18 protein-coding genes are annotated in these 15,640 nt (G+C 73.5%); 12 read left to right on the forward strand and 6 right to left on the reverse strand.

Annotated elements, in window-relative coordinates; genetic code table 11:
• Nucleotides 1-54: 54 nt before the first annotated feature.
• On the reverse strand, nt 55-489 hold the full coding sequence (locus tag OG553_RS24075) for a MarR family winged helix-turn-helix transcriptional regulator (protein ID WP_405980975.1): 435 nt from the start codon (nt 487-489) through the stop codon (nt 55-57).
• Between the two features lie 64 nt (nt 490-553).
• On the opposite strand from OG553_RS24075, the gene OG553_RS24080 reads away from it, so the two are divergent.
• Complete coding sequence (locus OG553_RS24080; protein WP_405980976.1) at nt 554-1,477, forward strand: alpha/beta fold hydrolase; 924 nt, start codon at nt 554-556, stop codon at nt 1,475-1,477.
• Here OG553_RS24080 and OG553_RS24085 read toward each other — a convergent pair.
• Nucleotides 1,446-2,657: an alpha/beta hydrolase gene (locus OG553_RS24085; protein WP_405980977.1), complete on the reverse strand. Its 1,212-nt coding sequence runs from the start codon at nt 2,655-2,657 to the stop codon at nt 1,446-1,448. The two genes, OG553_RS24080 and OG553_RS24085, sit on opposite strands and share 32 nt — an antisense overlap.
• 141 nt (nt 2,658-2,798) lie before the next feature.
• Entirely contained in the window at nt 2,799-3,182 is a 384-nt protein-coding gene (locus OG553_RS24090) for an ArsC/Spx/MgsR family protein (protein ID WP_405980978.1), read from the reverse strand.
• 106 nt (nt 3,183-3,288) lie between these two features.
• Here OG553_RS24090 and OG553_RS24095 point away from each other — a divergent pair, with 106 nt between their 5' ends.
• Nucleotides 3,289-3,546: a hypothetical protein gene (locus OG553_RS24095; RefSeq protein ID WP_007263742.1), complete on the forward strand. Its 258-nt coding sequence runs from the start codon at nt 3,289-3,291 to the stop codon at nt 3,544-3,546.
• A gap of 61 nt (nt 3,547-3,607) precedes the next feature.
• Here OG553_RS24095 and OG553_RS24100 read toward each other — a convergent pair whose 3' ends face one another.
• Nucleotides 3,608-4,618 carry a nuclease gene (locus tag OG553_RS24100; RefSeq protein ID WP_405980979.1) on the reverse strand — a complete coding sequence of 337 codons (1,011 nt, stop codon included), beginning with the start codon at nt 4,616-4,618 and terminating at the stop codon, nt 3,608-3,610.
• Nucleotides 4,619-4,670: 52 nt separating this feature from the next.
• Nucleotides 4,671-5,774 (reverse strand): PP2C family protein-serine/threonine phosphatase, encoded by a 1,104-nt coding sequence (locus tag OG553_RS24105; protein ID WP_405980980.1) that lies wholly within the window; start codon nt 5,772-5,774, stop codon nt 4,671-4,673.
• Between the two features lie 76 nt (nt 5,775-5,850).
• On the opposite strand from OG553_RS24105, the gene OG553_RS24110 reads away from it, so the two are divergent.
• The 6 genes from OG553_RS24110 to OG553_RS24135 all read left to right on the forward strand — a co-directional run bounded on the left by OG553_RS24110 (nt 5,851) and on the right by OG553_RS24135 (nt 11,257).
• Nucleotides 5,851-6,540 carry a VIT family protein gene (locus OG553_RS24110; RefSeq protein ID WP_405980981.1) on the forward strand — a complete coding sequence of 230 codons (690 nt, stop codon included), beginning with the start codon at nt 5,851-5,853 and terminating at the stop codon, nt 6,538-6,540.
• A gap of 179 nt (nt 6,541-6,719) precedes the next feature.
• A complete protein-coding gene (locus OG553_RS24115) occupies nt 6,720-7,052 on the forward strand; it encodes a hypothetical protein (protein ID WP_405980982.1) in 333 nt (110 codons plus the stop codon).
• Nucleotides 7,045-8,322, forward strand: a complete 1,278-nt coding sequence (locus OG553_RS24120) for a caspase family protein (protein WP_405980983.1) — start codon at nt 7,045-7,047, stop codon at nt 8,320-8,322. Before OG553_RS24115 ends, OG553_RS24120 begins: the two co-directional genes overlap by 8 nt.
• Nucleotides 8,323-8,351: 29 nt before the next feature.
• Nucleotides 8,352-8,744 carry a hypothetical protein gene (locus OG553_RS24125; RefSeq protein WP_405980984.1) on the forward strand — a complete coding sequence of 131 codons (393 nt, stop codon included), beginning with the start codon at nt 8,352-8,354 and terminating at the stop codon, nt 8,742-8,744.
• Between the two features lie 182 nt (nt 8,745-8,926).
• Nucleotides 8,927-9,820, forward strand: coding sequence for a TIGR01777 family oxidoreductase (locus OG553_RS24130; protein ID WP_405980985.1), 894 nt, complete (start codon nt 8,927-8,929; stop codon nt 9,818-9,820).
• A 162-nt stretch (nt 9,821-9,982) separates the two neighbouring features.
• A complete protein-coding gene (locus OG553_RS24135) occupies nt 9,983-11,257 on the forward strand; it encodes an FAD-dependent oxidoreductase (protein WP_405980986.1) in 1,275 nt (424 codons plus the stop codon).
• A 48-nt stretch (nt 11,258-11,305) separates the two neighbouring features.
• Here the strand turns inward: OG553_RS24135 and OG553_RS24140 are convergent, their stop codons facing one another.
• Nucleotides 11,306-12,745 (reverse strand): regulator, encoded by a 1,440-nt coding sequence (locus OG553_RS24140; protein WP_362470279.1) that lies wholly within the window; start codon nt 12,743-12,745, stop codon nt 11,306-11,308.
• A gap of 173 nt (nt 12,746-12,918) precedes the next feature.
• Between OG553_RS24140 and OG553_RS24145 the strand changes: the two genes are divergently transcribed.
• From OG553_RS24145 to OG553_RS24160, 4 genes are all read left to right on the forward strand, one after another.
• Entirely contained in the window at nt 12,919-13,242 is a 324-nt protein-coding gene (locus tag OG553_RS24145; protein ID WP_405980987.1) for a hypothetical protein, read from the forward strand.
• A 78-nt stretch (nt 13,243-13,320) separates the two neighbouring features.
• Nucleotides 13,321-14,133, forward strand: a complete 813-nt coding sequence (gene lipB, locus OG553_RS24150; RefSeq protein ID WP_405980988.1) for a lipoyl(octanoyl) transferase LipB — start codon at nt 13,321-13,323, stop codon at nt 14,131-14,133.
• A gap of 111 nt (nt 14,134-14,244) precedes the next feature.
• Nucleotides 14,245-15,192, forward strand: coding sequence for a lipoyl synthase (lipA, locus tag OG553_RS24155; protein WP_007263733.1), 948 nt, complete (start codon nt 14,245-14,247; stop codon nt 15,190-15,192).
• Nucleotides 15,193-15,435: 243 nt separating this feature from the next.
• Nucleotides 15,436-15,633: a hypothetical protein gene (locus OG553_RS24160; protein ID WP_401243206.1), complete on the forward strand. Its 198-nt coding sequence runs from the start codon at nt 15,436-15,438 to the stop codon at nt 15,631-15,633.
• Nucleotides 15,634-15,640: the final 7 nt, after the last annotated feature.

Below are 15,640 nucleotides of genomic sequence, written 5' to 3' on the forward strand. Positions count from 1 at the left end.
GGCCCATCCCTTTCACCAGCCGAAACGCCACTTCGCCTCCGCTCCGGCGCGCCCTCAGGGGGTGAAGGCCTCCCGGGCTGCCGTCAGGAAGTGGCGGATCGTGGTGCGTTCGGCGGGGGAGAGGGGGGTCAGGGCCTCCAGGACGCCGTTCAGCATGGGGCCGAAGAACTCCTGGCCCAGGGCGATTGCCTCCGGGCGGACCTGGATGAGGACGCGGCGGCGGTCGGCGGGGTCGCGGACGCGATCCACGTGGCCCAGGCGCTCCAGGCGGTCGACCACCGCCGTGGTGCCGGCCGAGTTGAGGCCGAGCCGAGTGCCCAGAAGGCCCGGGGTGGCGGGTTCGGCGGCGCGGGCCGCGTCCAGGAGGCAGATCAGGGCCCGTACATCGGTCGGGTGCATGCCGTTGGTGGCGGCGAACTCCGCCTGGCGGAGGCCGAATTCGACGGTCACCGCGCGCAGCAGGTGCACCAGTTCAAGGTTGTCGTCCACATGGCTCCCCTCTAATATCTCTCGCTGAGCGAGATTATTGCCCAGCGAGGTATTGGAGTCGACCGTGTCCCGAACCTCCTTCCGCACCGCCTACGACGAGGCCCTCGCCCAGTGGCCCGTCCCAGTCGAGGCCGTCGACGTGCCCACCCCGTACGGGGTCACCCGCGTCAACAGTTGCGGCCCCGCCGACGGCTCGGCGCCCCCGCTGGTGCTGTTGCCCGGCGGCGGGGCCACCTCCACCGTGTGGGGGGCCTGTGTGGCGGCCGGACTGGGGCGGGACCGGCGGGTGCACGCCGTGGACCTGGTGGGGGAGCCGGGGCTCAGCGTGCCGGCGCCCGGGCGGGCGGTGCGCCGCGTCGGGGACCTCACCGCCTGGCTCGACGCGCTGCTCGACGGCCTCGGTGGCGGGCCCGTGACCCTGGCCGGGCACTCCTACGGGGCCTGGATCGCCGCCCACGCCGCCGCACGGCGGTCGGAGCGGCTCGACCGGCTCGTCCTGCTCGACCCGACCCGGGTCTTCGCCGGGCTGCGCCCCGGCTACGTGCTGCGGGCGCTGCCGATGCTGGTGCGACCCACCCCGGCCCGGATCCGGTCCTTCCTGGGCTGGGAGACCGGCGGGGCGGCGCTCGACCCCGCCTGGACGCGGCTCCAGGAGGAGACGGCCGCCTTCCCCACCGTGCGGCCGGTCACCGGTCCGCGCCCCGACCTGGCCGGGCTCGGCGGCCTACCGGTGGAGGTCCTCTTCGCCGGCCGGGCCCGCTGCCACGACCCCCGCCGGGCCGCCGCGGCCGCGCGCCGGGCGCTGCCGGGCGCGCGGGTCGACGTACTGGCCGGGGTCTCGCACCACGCGCTGCCGCTGACGGCACCCGAGGAGATCGCCCTCCGCCTGACCGTCGCGCACGGCGCGAACGGCGCGAACGTCGCGAACACCAGGGGCGTCAGGGCCGCCAGGGCCGTCAGGAACCGCTCGGCTTCGGGCCCTTCATGACCTTGCTCAGGGCCGCCAGGCCCTGTTCCTTCATGCCGCGGACGTAGTCCCAGCCGTTGTGGTCGCCGCCCTGGATCTCGTAGAGGTCGATCTTGATGGGGCCCTTGCCGTTCTCGCGCTGGAACTTCTCCAGCCGGTCGCGGCCGCCCTCCTTCGTGCCGTACTGGAAGTTGACGTAGACCTCCGGCCCCTTCGACTGGATCAGCTTCTGGGCCAGCTTGGCGGGGTCGTTGGCGTCCATCTCCGCCTTGTTGCCCTTCCACAGCGGGGAGTCGGGGGCCGTCTCGCCGCCGTTCGCGATCACGCCGCGGAACTTCTCCGGGTGCTGCATGACCTGCTTGAGGCCCACGAAGGCGCCGGAGGAGTTGCCCATGATGGCCCAGCCGTCGCGGGACTTGTACGTGCGGAAGTTGGCCTTGGCCAGGTCCGGGACGTCCTCGGCGATCCAGGTGCCCATCTTCGGCTGCCCGGGGATGTCGGAGCCGTCGTAGTAGTTCTTGCTGTCGGGGTTGAGGAGCGGCATGACGAGGATGAAGGGCAGCCCCGTGCCCTTGGCCGAGGACTCGGCTATCGCCTTCTGGAGGCCGATGTTGGGCATGGTCGCCCAGTAGTTGTCGGGGTTGCCGTTGCCGCCGGGCAGGGCGATCATCACGGGGAAGGCGCTGTTGGCGTACTTCGCCTCGTCGTACTCCTTGGGCGTCCACACCCATACGTCGCCCTCGAAGCCGGACTTGGCGCCCTTGAGGCGGGTCTTCGATATTCGGGTGCCGTCGTCGAGCTTGCTCGACTGCTTGAACTGTGCGGCGGGGCCGGTCGGCAGTGATATGTCCGGGTCGGGGCCGGTCGCGGCCGCGCCGCCGCCGCCCGCCGCGTCCTTGCCCGGAGCCTTGGGCTTGGCGAAGGTGACGTCCTCGCCGTTGCCGTCGAACCAGTCCGTCCCCCAGTACGCGTAGCCGCCCCCGCCGGCGAGCAGCGCGGCGACCACGGCCCCGCCGATCCAGAGCTTGGCCCTGGACCGCTTCGGGCGGCGCGGGCCGAACGGCGGCTGCCCGCAGTGCACGCACAGCTGCTCGTGGCCGGCGCCGGCGCCGTGGCCGGCGCCGTGGCCCATGGGCGGGTGCCCGTACGACGGCTGCGGCTGCTGCGCGTACGGCGATGTCTGCGGGTACTGCTGCTGCAACGAACTTCACTCCGAGCGGTCGGGGCTGCCCAGCGGGCGAGCGGAGGTATCTCCCTGTCAGTCCTGATGGGAGAACGTACCGTCCGGTTGCAGAACAGGCAGAATTTGCCGTATTTGTTCAGTTCTGGGTGGCCGTCCTGGTCATTCGCGGCCGGTGCCCGAGCGGGAGAGGGCTTCGCGGACGGCCTCCTCCGAGCGCGCGACGACCGCCGTGCCGTCCTCGGCGGTGATGATCGGGCGCTGGATCAGCTTCGGGTGGGCGGCGAGGTGGGCGATCCAGCGGGCCCGCGCCTCGTCCGTCTCCTCGCGCGGCAGGTCCCGTACGCCGGTCTCCTTGGCGAGGGCGTCGGCGGTGCGCGTGATGTCCCACGGCTCCAGCCCGAGGCGGCCCAGCACCTCGCGGATCTCGTCCTCGGACGGTACGTCCTCCAGGTAGCGGCGGACCGTGTAGTCGGCGCCCTCCGCGTCCAGCAGGGTCAGCGCGCTGCGGCACTTCGAACAGGCGGGATTGATCCAGATCTCCATGCCCGCAAGGGTAGTCAGACTCTGTCCGGCCAGGGCTTTTGTCAGTGCCCCCCGGTAAAATCGAAGGAGAACGACAGGAAGCCAACTACCGTTTGGGAGGCTGTAGATGGCCGCTGCCGCGATCATTTCGATGCCCAAGAAGAAGCCGCTGCCGGCGGGCCTGCCCCGCGAGTGGTACGAGAACCACAACCGCCGTCTGAAGGCGATGCGGCTCGCGATCTCCCTGCTCGACACGGGGACGTACGACGCCAAGCGCGCGACCAACCGCAAGATACGCACGATGGCGGTCCGGGTGGGGATCCACCGGCCGTCGAACGTCACCTGCCGGATGGTCCGGGCCTTCATCGTGGCCAACGGCGGCTGAGGCGCGGGCGCGTTTTTCGGGCGGCGGCCGGCCGGGGGAAGGCGCAGGCCGGCCGCCGCTCTCACTTCTCCACGAAGACGATCTCCGTCGGCCCGTGGGTCATCTTCACGACCTGCCCGTCGACCTCGACGACGTGGTGCATGCCGTTGAACACGCCCGGCCTGCCCTGGATGTAGAACCGATCCTCCCAGGCCCCCGCCAGGTAGGCCCGGAAGCAGGCGAGGGACGGGTTCCTCGGCTCCAGGTCCAGGTAGTCCTTCAGCCGGCGGAAGAGCTTCGGGAGGATCACGGCCCCGTTGTCGTCGGTCAGCGAGCGCAGCGCGACGACCTCGGCCCCCTTGAGGGTCCGGTCCTCCTTCCACACGCCCTTCTCCGCCTCCCGCGCCTCCGCGGCCGCCGCGCTGAGGGACGCGCGCAGCACCTCGGAGAAGCCGCTGTAGTAGGTGGGGTAGACCAGGCCGTCCTTGATCAGCTGGTAGTTGACCGTCTTCTCCAGCACCTTGTCGTCCACGTCGACCTCGTAGCCGTTGAACGCGGGCGGCAGGCCCGTGCCGACGAGGGCCACGCACCGGCCGAAGACGTCGGCGCCGCGGGTGAGGATCCAGCCCTGGACGGTCTCCGGGATGGTGCTGGTGATCTTCTCGGCATCGTCGCGGGTCGTGCCTCCGGCCCCGCTCCCGCTCCCGGCCCCGCTCCCCGTCCCGCTTCCGGGCCCGCCCCCGCTCCCGCCCCCGGTCCCTGTCCCGCCCCCGCCCGCGGGCTTGTCCCCGACCCGGTGGAAGTCGGTGAAGCCGACCGCCTTCAGCAGCGCGTCCGCGGCCGCGTGCGCCAGCTCCAGGGGCTGGTGCTGTACGCCCGAGGGCGATTTCTTGTCGCCGTAGTGGGTCTCCAGGGCGTCGACGCTCTCCAGGCGGATGGAGGCGTTGCCGAAGGCTCCGGGTACCACCGGTCGGGCGCCCGGTACGCGCTTCCAGTCGGCCACGTCGTCCGGAGTGAAGGAGAGGGTGTCCCCGTCGGGTTGGGTGCCCTTCGCGCGGAAGGTTCCCCTGATCAGCAGCATCGGCATGGACATGGCGGCTCCCACGGGTGTCGGGACGGTGGCGCGCAGTACATGCCCCCTGAAACTAGGTGCGCCCCGCGCCACCCGGCAACCGCTGTTCGGGCGACAGCAGCAGCAACGCCACGTCGTCGCGCGGGCCGCCGCCGGTGAAGGCCGCGAGGTCCCGCCACACCGCCGGGACCAGACCGGCCGGGTCGTTCGCCAGTACCGGGATCCGGACGGCCAGCGGGTAGAAGTGCCCGGCCGCGTCGCGGGCCTCGGTGACCCCGTCCGTGTGCGCGAGCAGCCGGTCGCCCGGCAGCAGCGGCAGCTCGGCCACCGCCGGCAGGGCGGGCCCGGCCAGCCCCAGGCCCAGCGGGGGACCGGGCTCCACGGCCACCTCCGTGACCGTGTGCTCCCGGAGCAGCAGCAGCGGCGGATGCCCGCACGACACGATGCGTACGAGGTCCAGGCCGGGCGGGAACTCCAGCAGCAGCGCCGTCGCGAACAGCTCCGGGTGCGCCTCGGAGGCCGCGGCCGCGTCCGCCGCCAGCCGCCGGTCCAGCCGGGCTGCGACCGCCGCGAGCCCCCGGTCGTCCAGGACCGCCTCGCGGAACGCGCCGAGCAGCGAGGCCACCGTGCCGACGGCGGCCAGCCCGTGCCCCTGTACGTCCCCGACCACCGCCCGCACCCCGTACGGCCCGGCCCGTACGTCGTACAGGTCGCCGCCGACCAGCGTCCCCTGCTGCGCGGCCCGGTACAGGCCGGCGCAGCGCACCCGGCCGACCCGCTCCGGCACCGGCGGCAGCACCGCCAGCTGGGCCGCCTCGGCGACCGTCCGGACGTTGACCAGCTGGGCGTCCCGGCGCCGCCGCACCCAGGCGATGATCACGCTGAGCAGCCCGACTGTGGCCACGGTGGCCAGGTCGCTGCCGCGGGCGTGGCCCACCCTGAGCTCGGGTACGCCGAGCAGGAGCAGCACGACCGTGGCGAAGACGGCGGTGCCGCCGGGCCCGTACGCGAAGGCGGCCACGGCGGGCAGGGCCGCCAGGAAGTAGCCCAGCTCCTCCGTGCGGGTGGTCCACTGGGTGAGGCAGAGCGCGACCAGGGCCACCGCGGGCGCGATCCGGGCCCAGCGCGGCGGCGGTGCCCCCTGCAGCCAGCCCGGCTCCTCCCGTCCGCGTCTCACCCCTCCACCCTGGTACGGCGGCCCGGGCCGCGCACGCCGGGTGGCCCTGCCGGGCGCGGGCCGCGACAGTGGTGGCGTGACGGAGACGCAGAGCGCGGCGATCAGCACCCGGCTGAACTGGCTGCGGGCGGGGGTGCTCGGCGCCAACGACGGGATCATCTCCACCGCCGGCCTGGTCGTCGGCGTCGCGGGCGCCACCACCTCGCGCACCGTGATCCTCACGGCGGGCGTGGCCGGGCTGCTCGCGGGCTCGCTGTCGATGGCGGCGGGGGAGTACGTGTCGGTCAGCTCGCAGCGGGACTCCGAGCGGGCGGCGCTGGACCTGGAGCGGCGGGAGCTGGCGGAGGAGCCGGAAGCGGAGCTGGACGAGCTGACGGAGCTGCTGGCCGCGCGGGGCCTGAGCCGGGAGCTGGCGCGGGAGGCCGCCGAGCAGCTGACGGAACGGGACGCGCTGCGGGCGCACGCCCGGGTGGAGCTGGGGATCGAGCCGGACGAGCTGGCGAACCCGTGGCACGCGGCCCTCGCCAGCCTGGTCGCCTTCACGGTGGGGGCGGTGCTGCCGCTGCTGGCGGTGGTCCTGCCGGGGGCGTCGTGGCGCGTGCCGGTGACGGTGGTGGCGGTGCTGGGGGCGCTGGCGCTGTGCGGGGTGGTGAGCGCGCGGCTGGGCGGAGCCCCTGTTCCGAGGGCGGTCCTGCGCAACGTGCTGGGCGGGGCGGTCGCGATGGCCGTCACGTACGCGGTGGGCACCTGGCTGGGCGCCGGCTGATCCGTGATCGCGCCGGCCGCGGGGCGGGCCGTGCGCCGGTGTTCCCCGCTGCCGGACGTTCCGGAACGCGGTGCCGGATTCTCCTCCGGAACGGTTGACGGTGCACCGACCCGCCGGGATGGTGTGGGGGCGGCCGCGGAGCGGTGTGCCGTCCGGTGGGGGAGCGAGGGGGCGGGCTGGTGGAGGAAGCTTTACGTCGTGCCGAGGTGTCCGTGTCGGACCCCGGCGAGCTGCGTTCGTTGCGCGATCACCTGCGTCGGGTCCCCGGCGTGGACGTCGAGCAGACCCCGGGCAGCCCCGGGGAGGGGGAGCTGGGCGTCTGGGACGTCCTCCAGGTGACGGCCGTGGGCAGCGGGGCGCTCGCCGTGGCCGTCAGGACGCTGCCGGCGTTCATCCGCTCGCGCCGTTCCACCGTCACGGTCACGGTGAGGACGGCCGGGAAGACGGTGACCGTCACCGCGTCCAACACCGACGAGGCGATGTCCATCGTGGAGAAGGCCCTGGATGCCTGACGCCCTGGACCGTGACTTCTCGCGGTCACGGGCGGTCCTGATCGGCACCTGGGACTACCGTCACCTGCGGCCGGTGCCCGCGGCGGAGCACAGCCTGCGGCGGATGCGGGACCTGCTGACCGGCCCGCTGTGCGGCGACTGGCCCGCGGAACGGGTGTCCGTCGTCGAGAACCGGGCCAGGCCGGGCGACCTGCCGCACGAGCTGGTGCTGGGGCTGCAGGACGCCGTGGACGTCGCCCTGTTCTACTACGTCGGCCACGGCCAGTACGACAATGACGACAGGCTCTGCCTCGCACTGGGCGAGTCCAGCCCGGACCCGGTCCTGCGGACCACGAGCAGCCTGACCTTCGACGCCGTGCGCCAGGCCTTCCGTACGAGCCGGGCGGCCACGAAGATCGCGATTCTCGACTGCTGCTTCGCGGGCCTCGCCGCCGGCCATGACGGCAGGCTCTCGGGAGCGGACGACATGCCCCGTTCGCCGGGCTTCTGCCTGCTGATGGCCAGCGGGGAGTTCAGCACCGCCTGGTTCGAGAGCGCGGCGGAGAGCCCGCGCCCCCAGACCTACTTCACCAAGTACCTGGCCGACCTCATCGAGCGGGGCGTACCGGGCGGGCCGGCCGGCCTCGCCCTCGGTCCGATCTTCCAGGACGTCGCCCATGCGCTGGTCCGCGACGGCAAACCCCCGCCCGGCAGCCGTTTCGGCGACCACGCGGCCGAATTCGTCCTCGCCCGCAACAGCGCCCACCCCCGGGGCGGAATCCGCCGGGGGGCCGGCCCTTCCGCACCCCGCCCGGACGCCGAGGAGACGTACGCGGCCGCCCTCGCCCTGGAGAACGGCCTGGACGGTGCCGGGCGCCTCGCGGAGATCGAGTCGCTGTACCGGACGGCCGCCGGTCTGGGGCACGCCGACGCGATGGCCCGGCTCGGCCTGGTCCTGGAGGGCCGGACACGGGCGAGGCTCCAGGGGGAACTCTTCTCGGACACCTCCGACCGGGGCGTCGAGGAGGCGATGCACTGGTACAGGAAGGCGGCCGACCACGGCAGCGTGTTCGGGGCCTTCTGGCTCGGCCTCCTGTACGAGGACCGGCTGGGGGACGCCACCGAGGCGATGAAGTGGTACGAGACGGCTGCCCGCGGCGGGCACGAGGGGGCGGGGGCGGCGCTGGCCGGGCTGCGGGACAGGCTCTCGCGGGGGCTCGGTCCGCTGGCCGGCGCGGCCGGCTTCAAGGACGCTCCCGGCTCGAACCGGCGGACCGGACGATCGAAGTAACCGGACGATCGAAGTAGAGGGGGACCGGGATGGTCAACAGGCACGCGGAAGAGCAGCTGGTGATCGTGGCGAAGATGGTGATGCGCACGGTGACGAGGAGGGAACAGGCGCGCTTCGACAAGAACTTCGACCGGTGGATGAGGGAGGAGTGGGGCGGAAGCGAGATGCGCGCCATCATCGCGTGCCTGGCCGCCGTGTCCAGGGCGTGCGGTGGCCCCCGAGGAGAGTGGGGCACGCTCACCCAGCAGGAACAGAGCGCCGTCGCGCGGTACTTCGGCATGGCGTACCTGCCGACGCGGGAGGACTCCTACGACGACGCGGAGGAGTTCGTGGAGATCGAGCTCCGTGCCAACGACATGGGCTTGAAGCAACTCGCGCAGTCGCTGGTGGCGGCGTTCGGGGAAGGCCCGGGAGCCGGGTGATCCGGCCGTAGGCGACCCGCTCCGTCCGGCGCCGCCGCGGGTCCGACGGACGGAGTCCGGCGCAGCGGCGCGAAGCCGGGGAGGCCCCCAGGGGCCGAGCCGTGCGAGCGGCGCGTGGGAAAGGCGTGGCGCCCCGGCGCCGAGCCGCGCGAGCGGGGCGTCGAAAAGGGAAGACTGACCCCATGCGCATCGCCATCACCGGAGCCTCCGGACTCATCGGCAAGGCCCTCGTCCGTTCCCTCCGCGCCGACGGGCACGACACCGTCCGCTTCGTGCGGCGCGACCCCGCCGCGGAGGGGGAGGCGCGGTGGGATCCGCGCAGCGGGTACGTCGACCCCGGCGGGCTGCGCGGGTGTGACGCCGTCGTGCACCTGGCCGGGGCCGGGGTCGGGGACCACCGGTGGACGGACGCGTACAAGAAGGAGATCCGCGACAGCCGGGTGCTGGGGACCGGCGCCCTCGCCCGGGCGGTGGCGGCGATGGACGAGCCGCCGGGGGTGTTCGTGTGCGGGTCGGCGGTCGGCTACTACGGGGACACGGGGGAGCGGGCCGTCGACGAAACCGCCCCCGCCGGAAGCGGGTTCCTGCCCTCCGTCTGCGTCGAGTGGGAGGCCGCCGCCGCCCCCGCCCGGGAGGCCGGGATCCGGACCGTGTTCGCCCGCACCGGGCTGGTGGTCGCCGCCGGGGGCGGGGCCTGGGGGCGGATGTTCCCGATCTTCAGGGCCGGCCTCGGCGGGCGGCTCGGCAGCGGCCGCCAGTACTGGTCGTTCATCTCCCTCCACGACGAGGTCGCCGCCCTGCGGTTCCTGCTGGAGACCCCGGGCCTCGACGGGCCCTTCAACCTCACCGCCCCGCAGCCCCTGACGAACCGCGAGGTCACCGCCGCCATGGGCCGCGTCCTGCGCCGCCCCGCCCTGTTCGCCGTCCCCGCTCCCGCCCTGCGCCTCGTGCTCGGGGAGCTCTCGCAGGACGTGCTGGGCAGTCAGCGGGCGCGCCCCGCGCGGCTGGTGGAGTCCGGGTTCACGTTCACGTACCCCGGCATCGAGGAGTCGATCAGGGCGGCCATCAACAGGTAAAGGCGGGAGCAGGGGCGCGATCGTGTGCGACCGTTCGTGACCCGTGTGCGACCGTCGTGCGACCGGAGTTGTGCGCAATCCCAAGCCGGACTCGGGTTCTCCTGGAGCCCGTTGGGGGAAGGAGGATCCCCACACAGCCGCGCCGACCTCGGGGAGGGGCACGTGCTCAGCAGCTCACACCATGCCGCACATCACGCGGACGTCGTCATCGTAGGAGCCGGAGTCTCAGGACTCGCGGCCGCGCACCACCTGATCGCCGCAGGGGTCACCGTCAGCGTCCTGGAGACCGCCGACGACCCCGGCGGCCGCATGGCCACCGAAACCGCCGACGGGTTCCGGCTCGACCGCGTCGGCCAGCTCCTCAACACCGCCTACACCGAACCCGCCCGCACCCCGGGCCTCACGGGACTGGTCCTGCGCCCCTTCGCCCCCGGCGTCCTGGTGCACGGAGCCGACGGCAGGCAGCAGCGGGCCGGGGCCCTGACCCCCGCCCGCGCGCTCGCCAGCGGCTCCCTCGACCAGGCCCGCTTCAGCGCCGCCCTCGGCCGGCTCGCCGCGCTCCCCCTCGAACGCGTCCTCGCCCGGCCCGAACGCACCGCACTCGCCGCCCTCGGCTCCCGCGGCCTGCCCCCGCGCACCGTGACCGGCGTCCTGCGCCCCCTGCTCTCCACCCTGCTCCGCGACCCGGAGCTCACCACCTCCAGCCGCGTCGCCGACCTCGCGCTGCGCACCTTCGCCAGAGGCCGGCTCGCCGTGCCCGAGGGCGGCGCCGCCACCCTGCCCGGCCTGCTCGCCGCGGCCCTGCCCCCGGGCACCGTCCGCACCGGCATCCGGGTACGTTCGGTGGCGACCAACCTCGTCACCACCGAGGAGCACGGCGACTTCGGCTGTCGCGCCGTCCTGCTCGCCACCGGAGCCCGCGCCGCCGCCGAACTCCTCCCGGGACTCCGCGTCCCGGCCTTCCACGAGGTCACCGTCATCCACCACGCCACCCCCGAACCCCTGCCCTGGGACGGCTCCCTGCTCCTGGACGCCGACCCGAAGTGGCCGATCGCCCACACCACCGTGATGAGCGCGACCGACCCCACCCGCGCCCCCGCCGGCCGCAGCCTGGTCACCACCACCGTGCACGGCCCGCCGCCGCCCGCCCGGACCGTCGCCTCCCGGCTGGCCCGGCTCTACGAGACCCCGACGCGGGACTGGGAGCTGCTGGCCGTCCACCACACCCCGGAGGCCGTTCCCGCGATGCCCCCGCCCCACGACAGGCAGCGGCCCGTACGGGTCCTCGCCGGGCTGTACGTCTGCGGCGACCACCGCGACTCCAACACCGTCCAGGGCGCCCTGCACTCCGCCCGCCGCGCCGCGACCGCCCTGCTGCGCGACTTCGGCATCCCGCTGCCCGCCCGGCCGGAGCCCGCCCTCCCGGCGGCCGCCTGAGAACCACCGGCCAAGGGCCCGGCCCCGCACGGGGGCCGGGCCCACCGGTCAGCTCAGCGCCGACACCCGGTCCCGGTACGTCCGCACCGCCGCCGCGTCCCGGTACGGCTCCAGCCGCCGCTCGAAGTCCCGTACGTACTCCACCGCGCGCACCGACCGCATCTCCATCGCCTGCTGCGCCGCCTCCGCCCCCAGCGCGCACGCCTGGTCCAGCTCGCCCAGCCCCAGCCGCGCCGTGGCCAGCACCACCCGGCAGAACAGCCGCGACCGCGCGAACCCCGGCGCCCGCAGCTGGAGCGAGCGCTCCGCGTGCTGCGCCGAGGCCCGGTACTGCTGGAGGTCCCGGTGGCAGTGCCCGAACTCGTCCGCCAGCTGCCCTTCGTCGAACAGCCGCGCCCAGTGCGGCACGTCGTCCCCCGGCCGGGCCGCGCCCAGCGCCCGCTCCGCCCGCACCAGCGAGGCCGTCGCCGCCCGCACCTCGCCCAGCACCGCGTGCCCCCGCGCCTCCGACGCGTGCAGCAGCGACTGCACCACCGGCGGCGGCCCCGAGCCCACGCCCTGCTGGGCGACCCGGGCCAGCTGCACCGCCTCCCGGCCGTGCCCCAGGTAGACCGCCTGACGGCTCATGGTGATCAGCACGTAGGACCCGTACGGCCGGTCCCCGGCCGCCTGCGCCAGCCGCAGCGCCTGCACGAAGTACCGCTGGGCCAGCCCGTGCGCGGCGATGTCGTACGAGGTCCAGCCCGCGAGCCGGGTCAGGTCGGCGGCCGCCGCGAACAGCCGCCGCCCGGTCGTCTCCCCGTAGGTGCCGCGCAGCATCGGCTCGGCCTCGTGCTCCAGGTACCGGACCAGGGCCTGCCGGGCGTGGCCGCCGCCGTAGGTGTGGTCCAGGGTCCGGAACAGCTCGCTCACCGAACGCAGCGCCGCGATGTCCCCGCTGGTCACCCGCTGTCCGGGCCCCCGGTCGATCTGCCGCTGCCGGGGCACCGAGGCGCGGCCCTGGGCGGGGACGCGGTGCGCGGCGGGATCGGCGCCGCGGCCCACGCGTTCGTCGGCCCGCCCGATGAGCCAGTCCCGGCTGGGCACCACCAGCCCGGCCGGGGTGAAGGCGATCTTGCGCAGCTCGGCGTGCGAGCCGGAGTCCTTGCGCCACAGACCGCTCGCGATGTCCACGGCCTCCTCCGGGGTGGCCGCGAACTCCAGCCCGGCGTACACGGGGGCGCACGCGTCCAGGCCCAGATCCTGTGCCGACAGCCGCCGCCCGAGGCGCCGCGTGAAGACCTCCGCGATCAGCGCCGGGGTGGTGCCGCGGGGCTGCTGGCCGCGCAGCCAGCGGGTCACGGAGGTTTTGTCGTACCGCAGGTCCAGACCGTGTTCCAGACCGAGCTGGTCTACACGGCGGGCGAGCCCGGCGTTGGAGAACCCGGCTTCCGCGATCAGTGCCGCGAGCTGCCGGTTGGGGACACGCTGGGCAGGTCGTTCGGTCATCGGCTCCACGGTTTCCGTACGTGACGGACCGGGGTCCCGGCCCTGTGAACGGCGTGAATGTAGCGGCCAACTCCCCTCACACCGCCCTCTCTGCCCCACATTCATCCGATCGTGTGCAGAATGGGTAGGGCTCTTTACGGACCGGCCCACCCGGTCCGCGTACTCTGCGCCACATGACCCGCCGTCCCCCCAGGGCCTACCTCCCCGATCCCTCCGCGGAATCCACCGCCCCGCTGCCCGCCCCCGAGATCACCGAGGCGGAGTGCCGCCGCTGCGGCACCCTCATCGCGGGACTGGACGGGCGCTACGCGTGCGGGGTGTGCGGCTGGGTCAACGACCACTCCGAGGGCCACCGCAGGCTGCCGAGGGCCGACGAGGACCCGGACCGGCCGGCCGCGGGCCGCAGGCGCCCCCGCCGGCTGCCGGCCGCCCCGCCGCCGGAGCCCGCGCGGGGACCGGCACGGGCACCCGCGCCGGAGCCCGCGCCGGGGGCCTGAGGGGCCGCGCACGGGCCGCCGTACTCTTGACCGGAGTGCGATACGTGCACACAGCAGGTTCAACGAGGAGGCGCTGCGGTGACTGAGCTTCGGTTTGTCCATCTGGGCTTCGGGCCGGAATCCGTCGAGTACACCGAAGCCTGGGAAGAGCAGCGCCGGGTGCACGCGGCCCGCTTCGCGGACGAGATCGGCGACACCTGCCTGATGGTGGAGCACGAGCCGGTCTACACCGCCGGCCGCCGCACCGACCCCAGCGAGCGCCCCCTGGACGGGACCCCGGTCATCGACGTGGACCGCGGCGGCAAGATCACCTGGCACGGCCCGGGCCAGCTCGTCGGCTACCCGATCATGAAGCTGCCCCGCCCCGTCGACGTGGTCGCCCACGTGCGCCGGCTGGAGGACGCCCTGATCCGCACCGCCGCCGAGTTCGGGCTGGAGACCACCCGGGTCGAGGGCCGCTCCGGCGTCTGGGTGCTCGGCGACCCCGTGGAGCAGCGCCCGCAGATAGGCGGCCTCTCCCTGGACTTCAGCGTGCCCGCGCCGGACCCCCGCAACGGCGACGACGAGTTCGACGCCCGCCTCCACGGCCCCGAGTACGCCCCCTCCAACGCCGGCCAGCGCCGCGAGGACCGCAAGCTCGCCGCCATCGGCATCCGCGTCGCCAAGGGCGTCACGATGCACGGCTTCTCCCTGAACGTGAACCCGGACAGCACCTGGTTCGACCGGATCATCCCCTGCGGGATCCGGGACGCCGGTGTGACCTCGCTCTCGTACGAACTGGGCCGCGAGGTCACCATCGCCGAGGTCCTGCCGGTCGTGGAACGGCACCTGAAGGACGTGCTGGAGCAGGCCGAGCTGAAGCCGCGCGAGATCGAGCCGGCCGCCGGCTGACCGGGCGGGGGAATGCCTCCGGGCGGCCCCCGGTTGGCGGACGTAAGAGCGTACGAATTTACGGGCGTACCCTGGTGGGCGCCGAAGAATCGAAGTCACAGGGAGCCGGTCGTGTCCGCAGTCGCACCCGACGGACGCAAGATGCTGCGCCTGGAGGTCCGTAACAGCCAGACCCCCATCGAGCGCAAGCCCGAGTGGATCAAGACCCGGGCGAAGATGGGTCCCGAGTACACCAAGATGCAGGCCCTGGTGAAGGGCGAAGGACTGCACACGGTGTGCCAGGAAGCCGGCTGTCCGAACATCTACGAATGCTGGGAGGACCGCGAGGCCACCTTCCTCATCGGCGGCGACCAGTGCACCCGGCGCTGTGACTTCTGCCAGATCGACACGGGCAAGCCCGAGGCCCTGGACCGGGACGAGCCCCGCCGGGTCGGCGAGTCCGTGGTCACCATGGACCTGAACTACGCCACCATCACCGGCGTCGCCCGCGACGACCTGGCGGACGGCGGCGCGTGGCTGTACGCGGAGACCGTGCGCCAGATCCACCAGCAGACGGCCGGCCGCGAGGGCGGCCACACCAAGGTCGAGCTGCTGGCCCCGGACTTCAACGCGGTCCCGGAGCTGCTGGAGGAGGTCTTCGCCTCCCGCCCCGAGGTCTTCGCGCACAACGTCGAGACCGTGCCGCGCATCTTCAAGCGCATCCGCCCGGGCTTCCGCTACGAGCGCTCCCTCGACGTGATCCGGCAGGCCCGCGCCTACGGCCTCGTCACCAAGTCCAACCTGATCCTGGGCATGGGCGAGGAGCGCGAGGAGGTCAGCGAGGCGCTCAAGGAGCTGCACGAGGCGGGCTGCGAGCTCATCACCATCACCCAGTACCTGCGCCCCTCGCCGCGGCACCACCCCGTGGAGCGCTGGGTGAAGCCGGCCGAGTTCGTGGAGCTGGCGAAGGAGGCCGAGGAGATCGGCTTCTCCGGCGTGATGTCCGGCCCGCTGGTCCGGTCCTCGTACCGCGCCGGCCGCCTGTACAACCAGGCGATGGAGAAGCGCGCCGCCGTCTGATCCGGCGACCGCGTGACCGTGCGTGAGTGTGAGCTCACGCACAAAAGCTACCAATCGGTAACACCGCATCGACGCGGCCCCTAGGCTCTTTTCGTGTGAGGAGCCCGGCGGGCCGCGTCTGTGTTTGCAACGTGTCAATCACATTTGACCGACCGGTCACGCCCTGGTAACACCAGTCAGTGACGCTGGATCCACGCACCGCACACGCCGACGATGCGAGCAGCGAGAGTAGGGGTCGACATCATGCAGGCCGCGCCAGTCCGCGCCATCGCCATTCCGTCCTTCACCGAGGCCTTCCGGGGCCTGGAATCGCTGCTCATGAGCGGTGCCAGGCGCAACGCCTGGACGGCCGTCCTCGAGGACCGACGCCGGGCGAAGGACCGCGTGGAAACCGAGCACGTACTCGAGGCCGCGGCGACCCGGACCCCGCAGGACACGTAAACTTCGC

This window comes from Streptomyces sp. NBC_00158 (genome assembly GCF_045160885.1).
GTDB lineage: Bacteria > Actinomycetota > Actinomycetes > Streptomycetales > Streptomycetaceae > Streptomyces.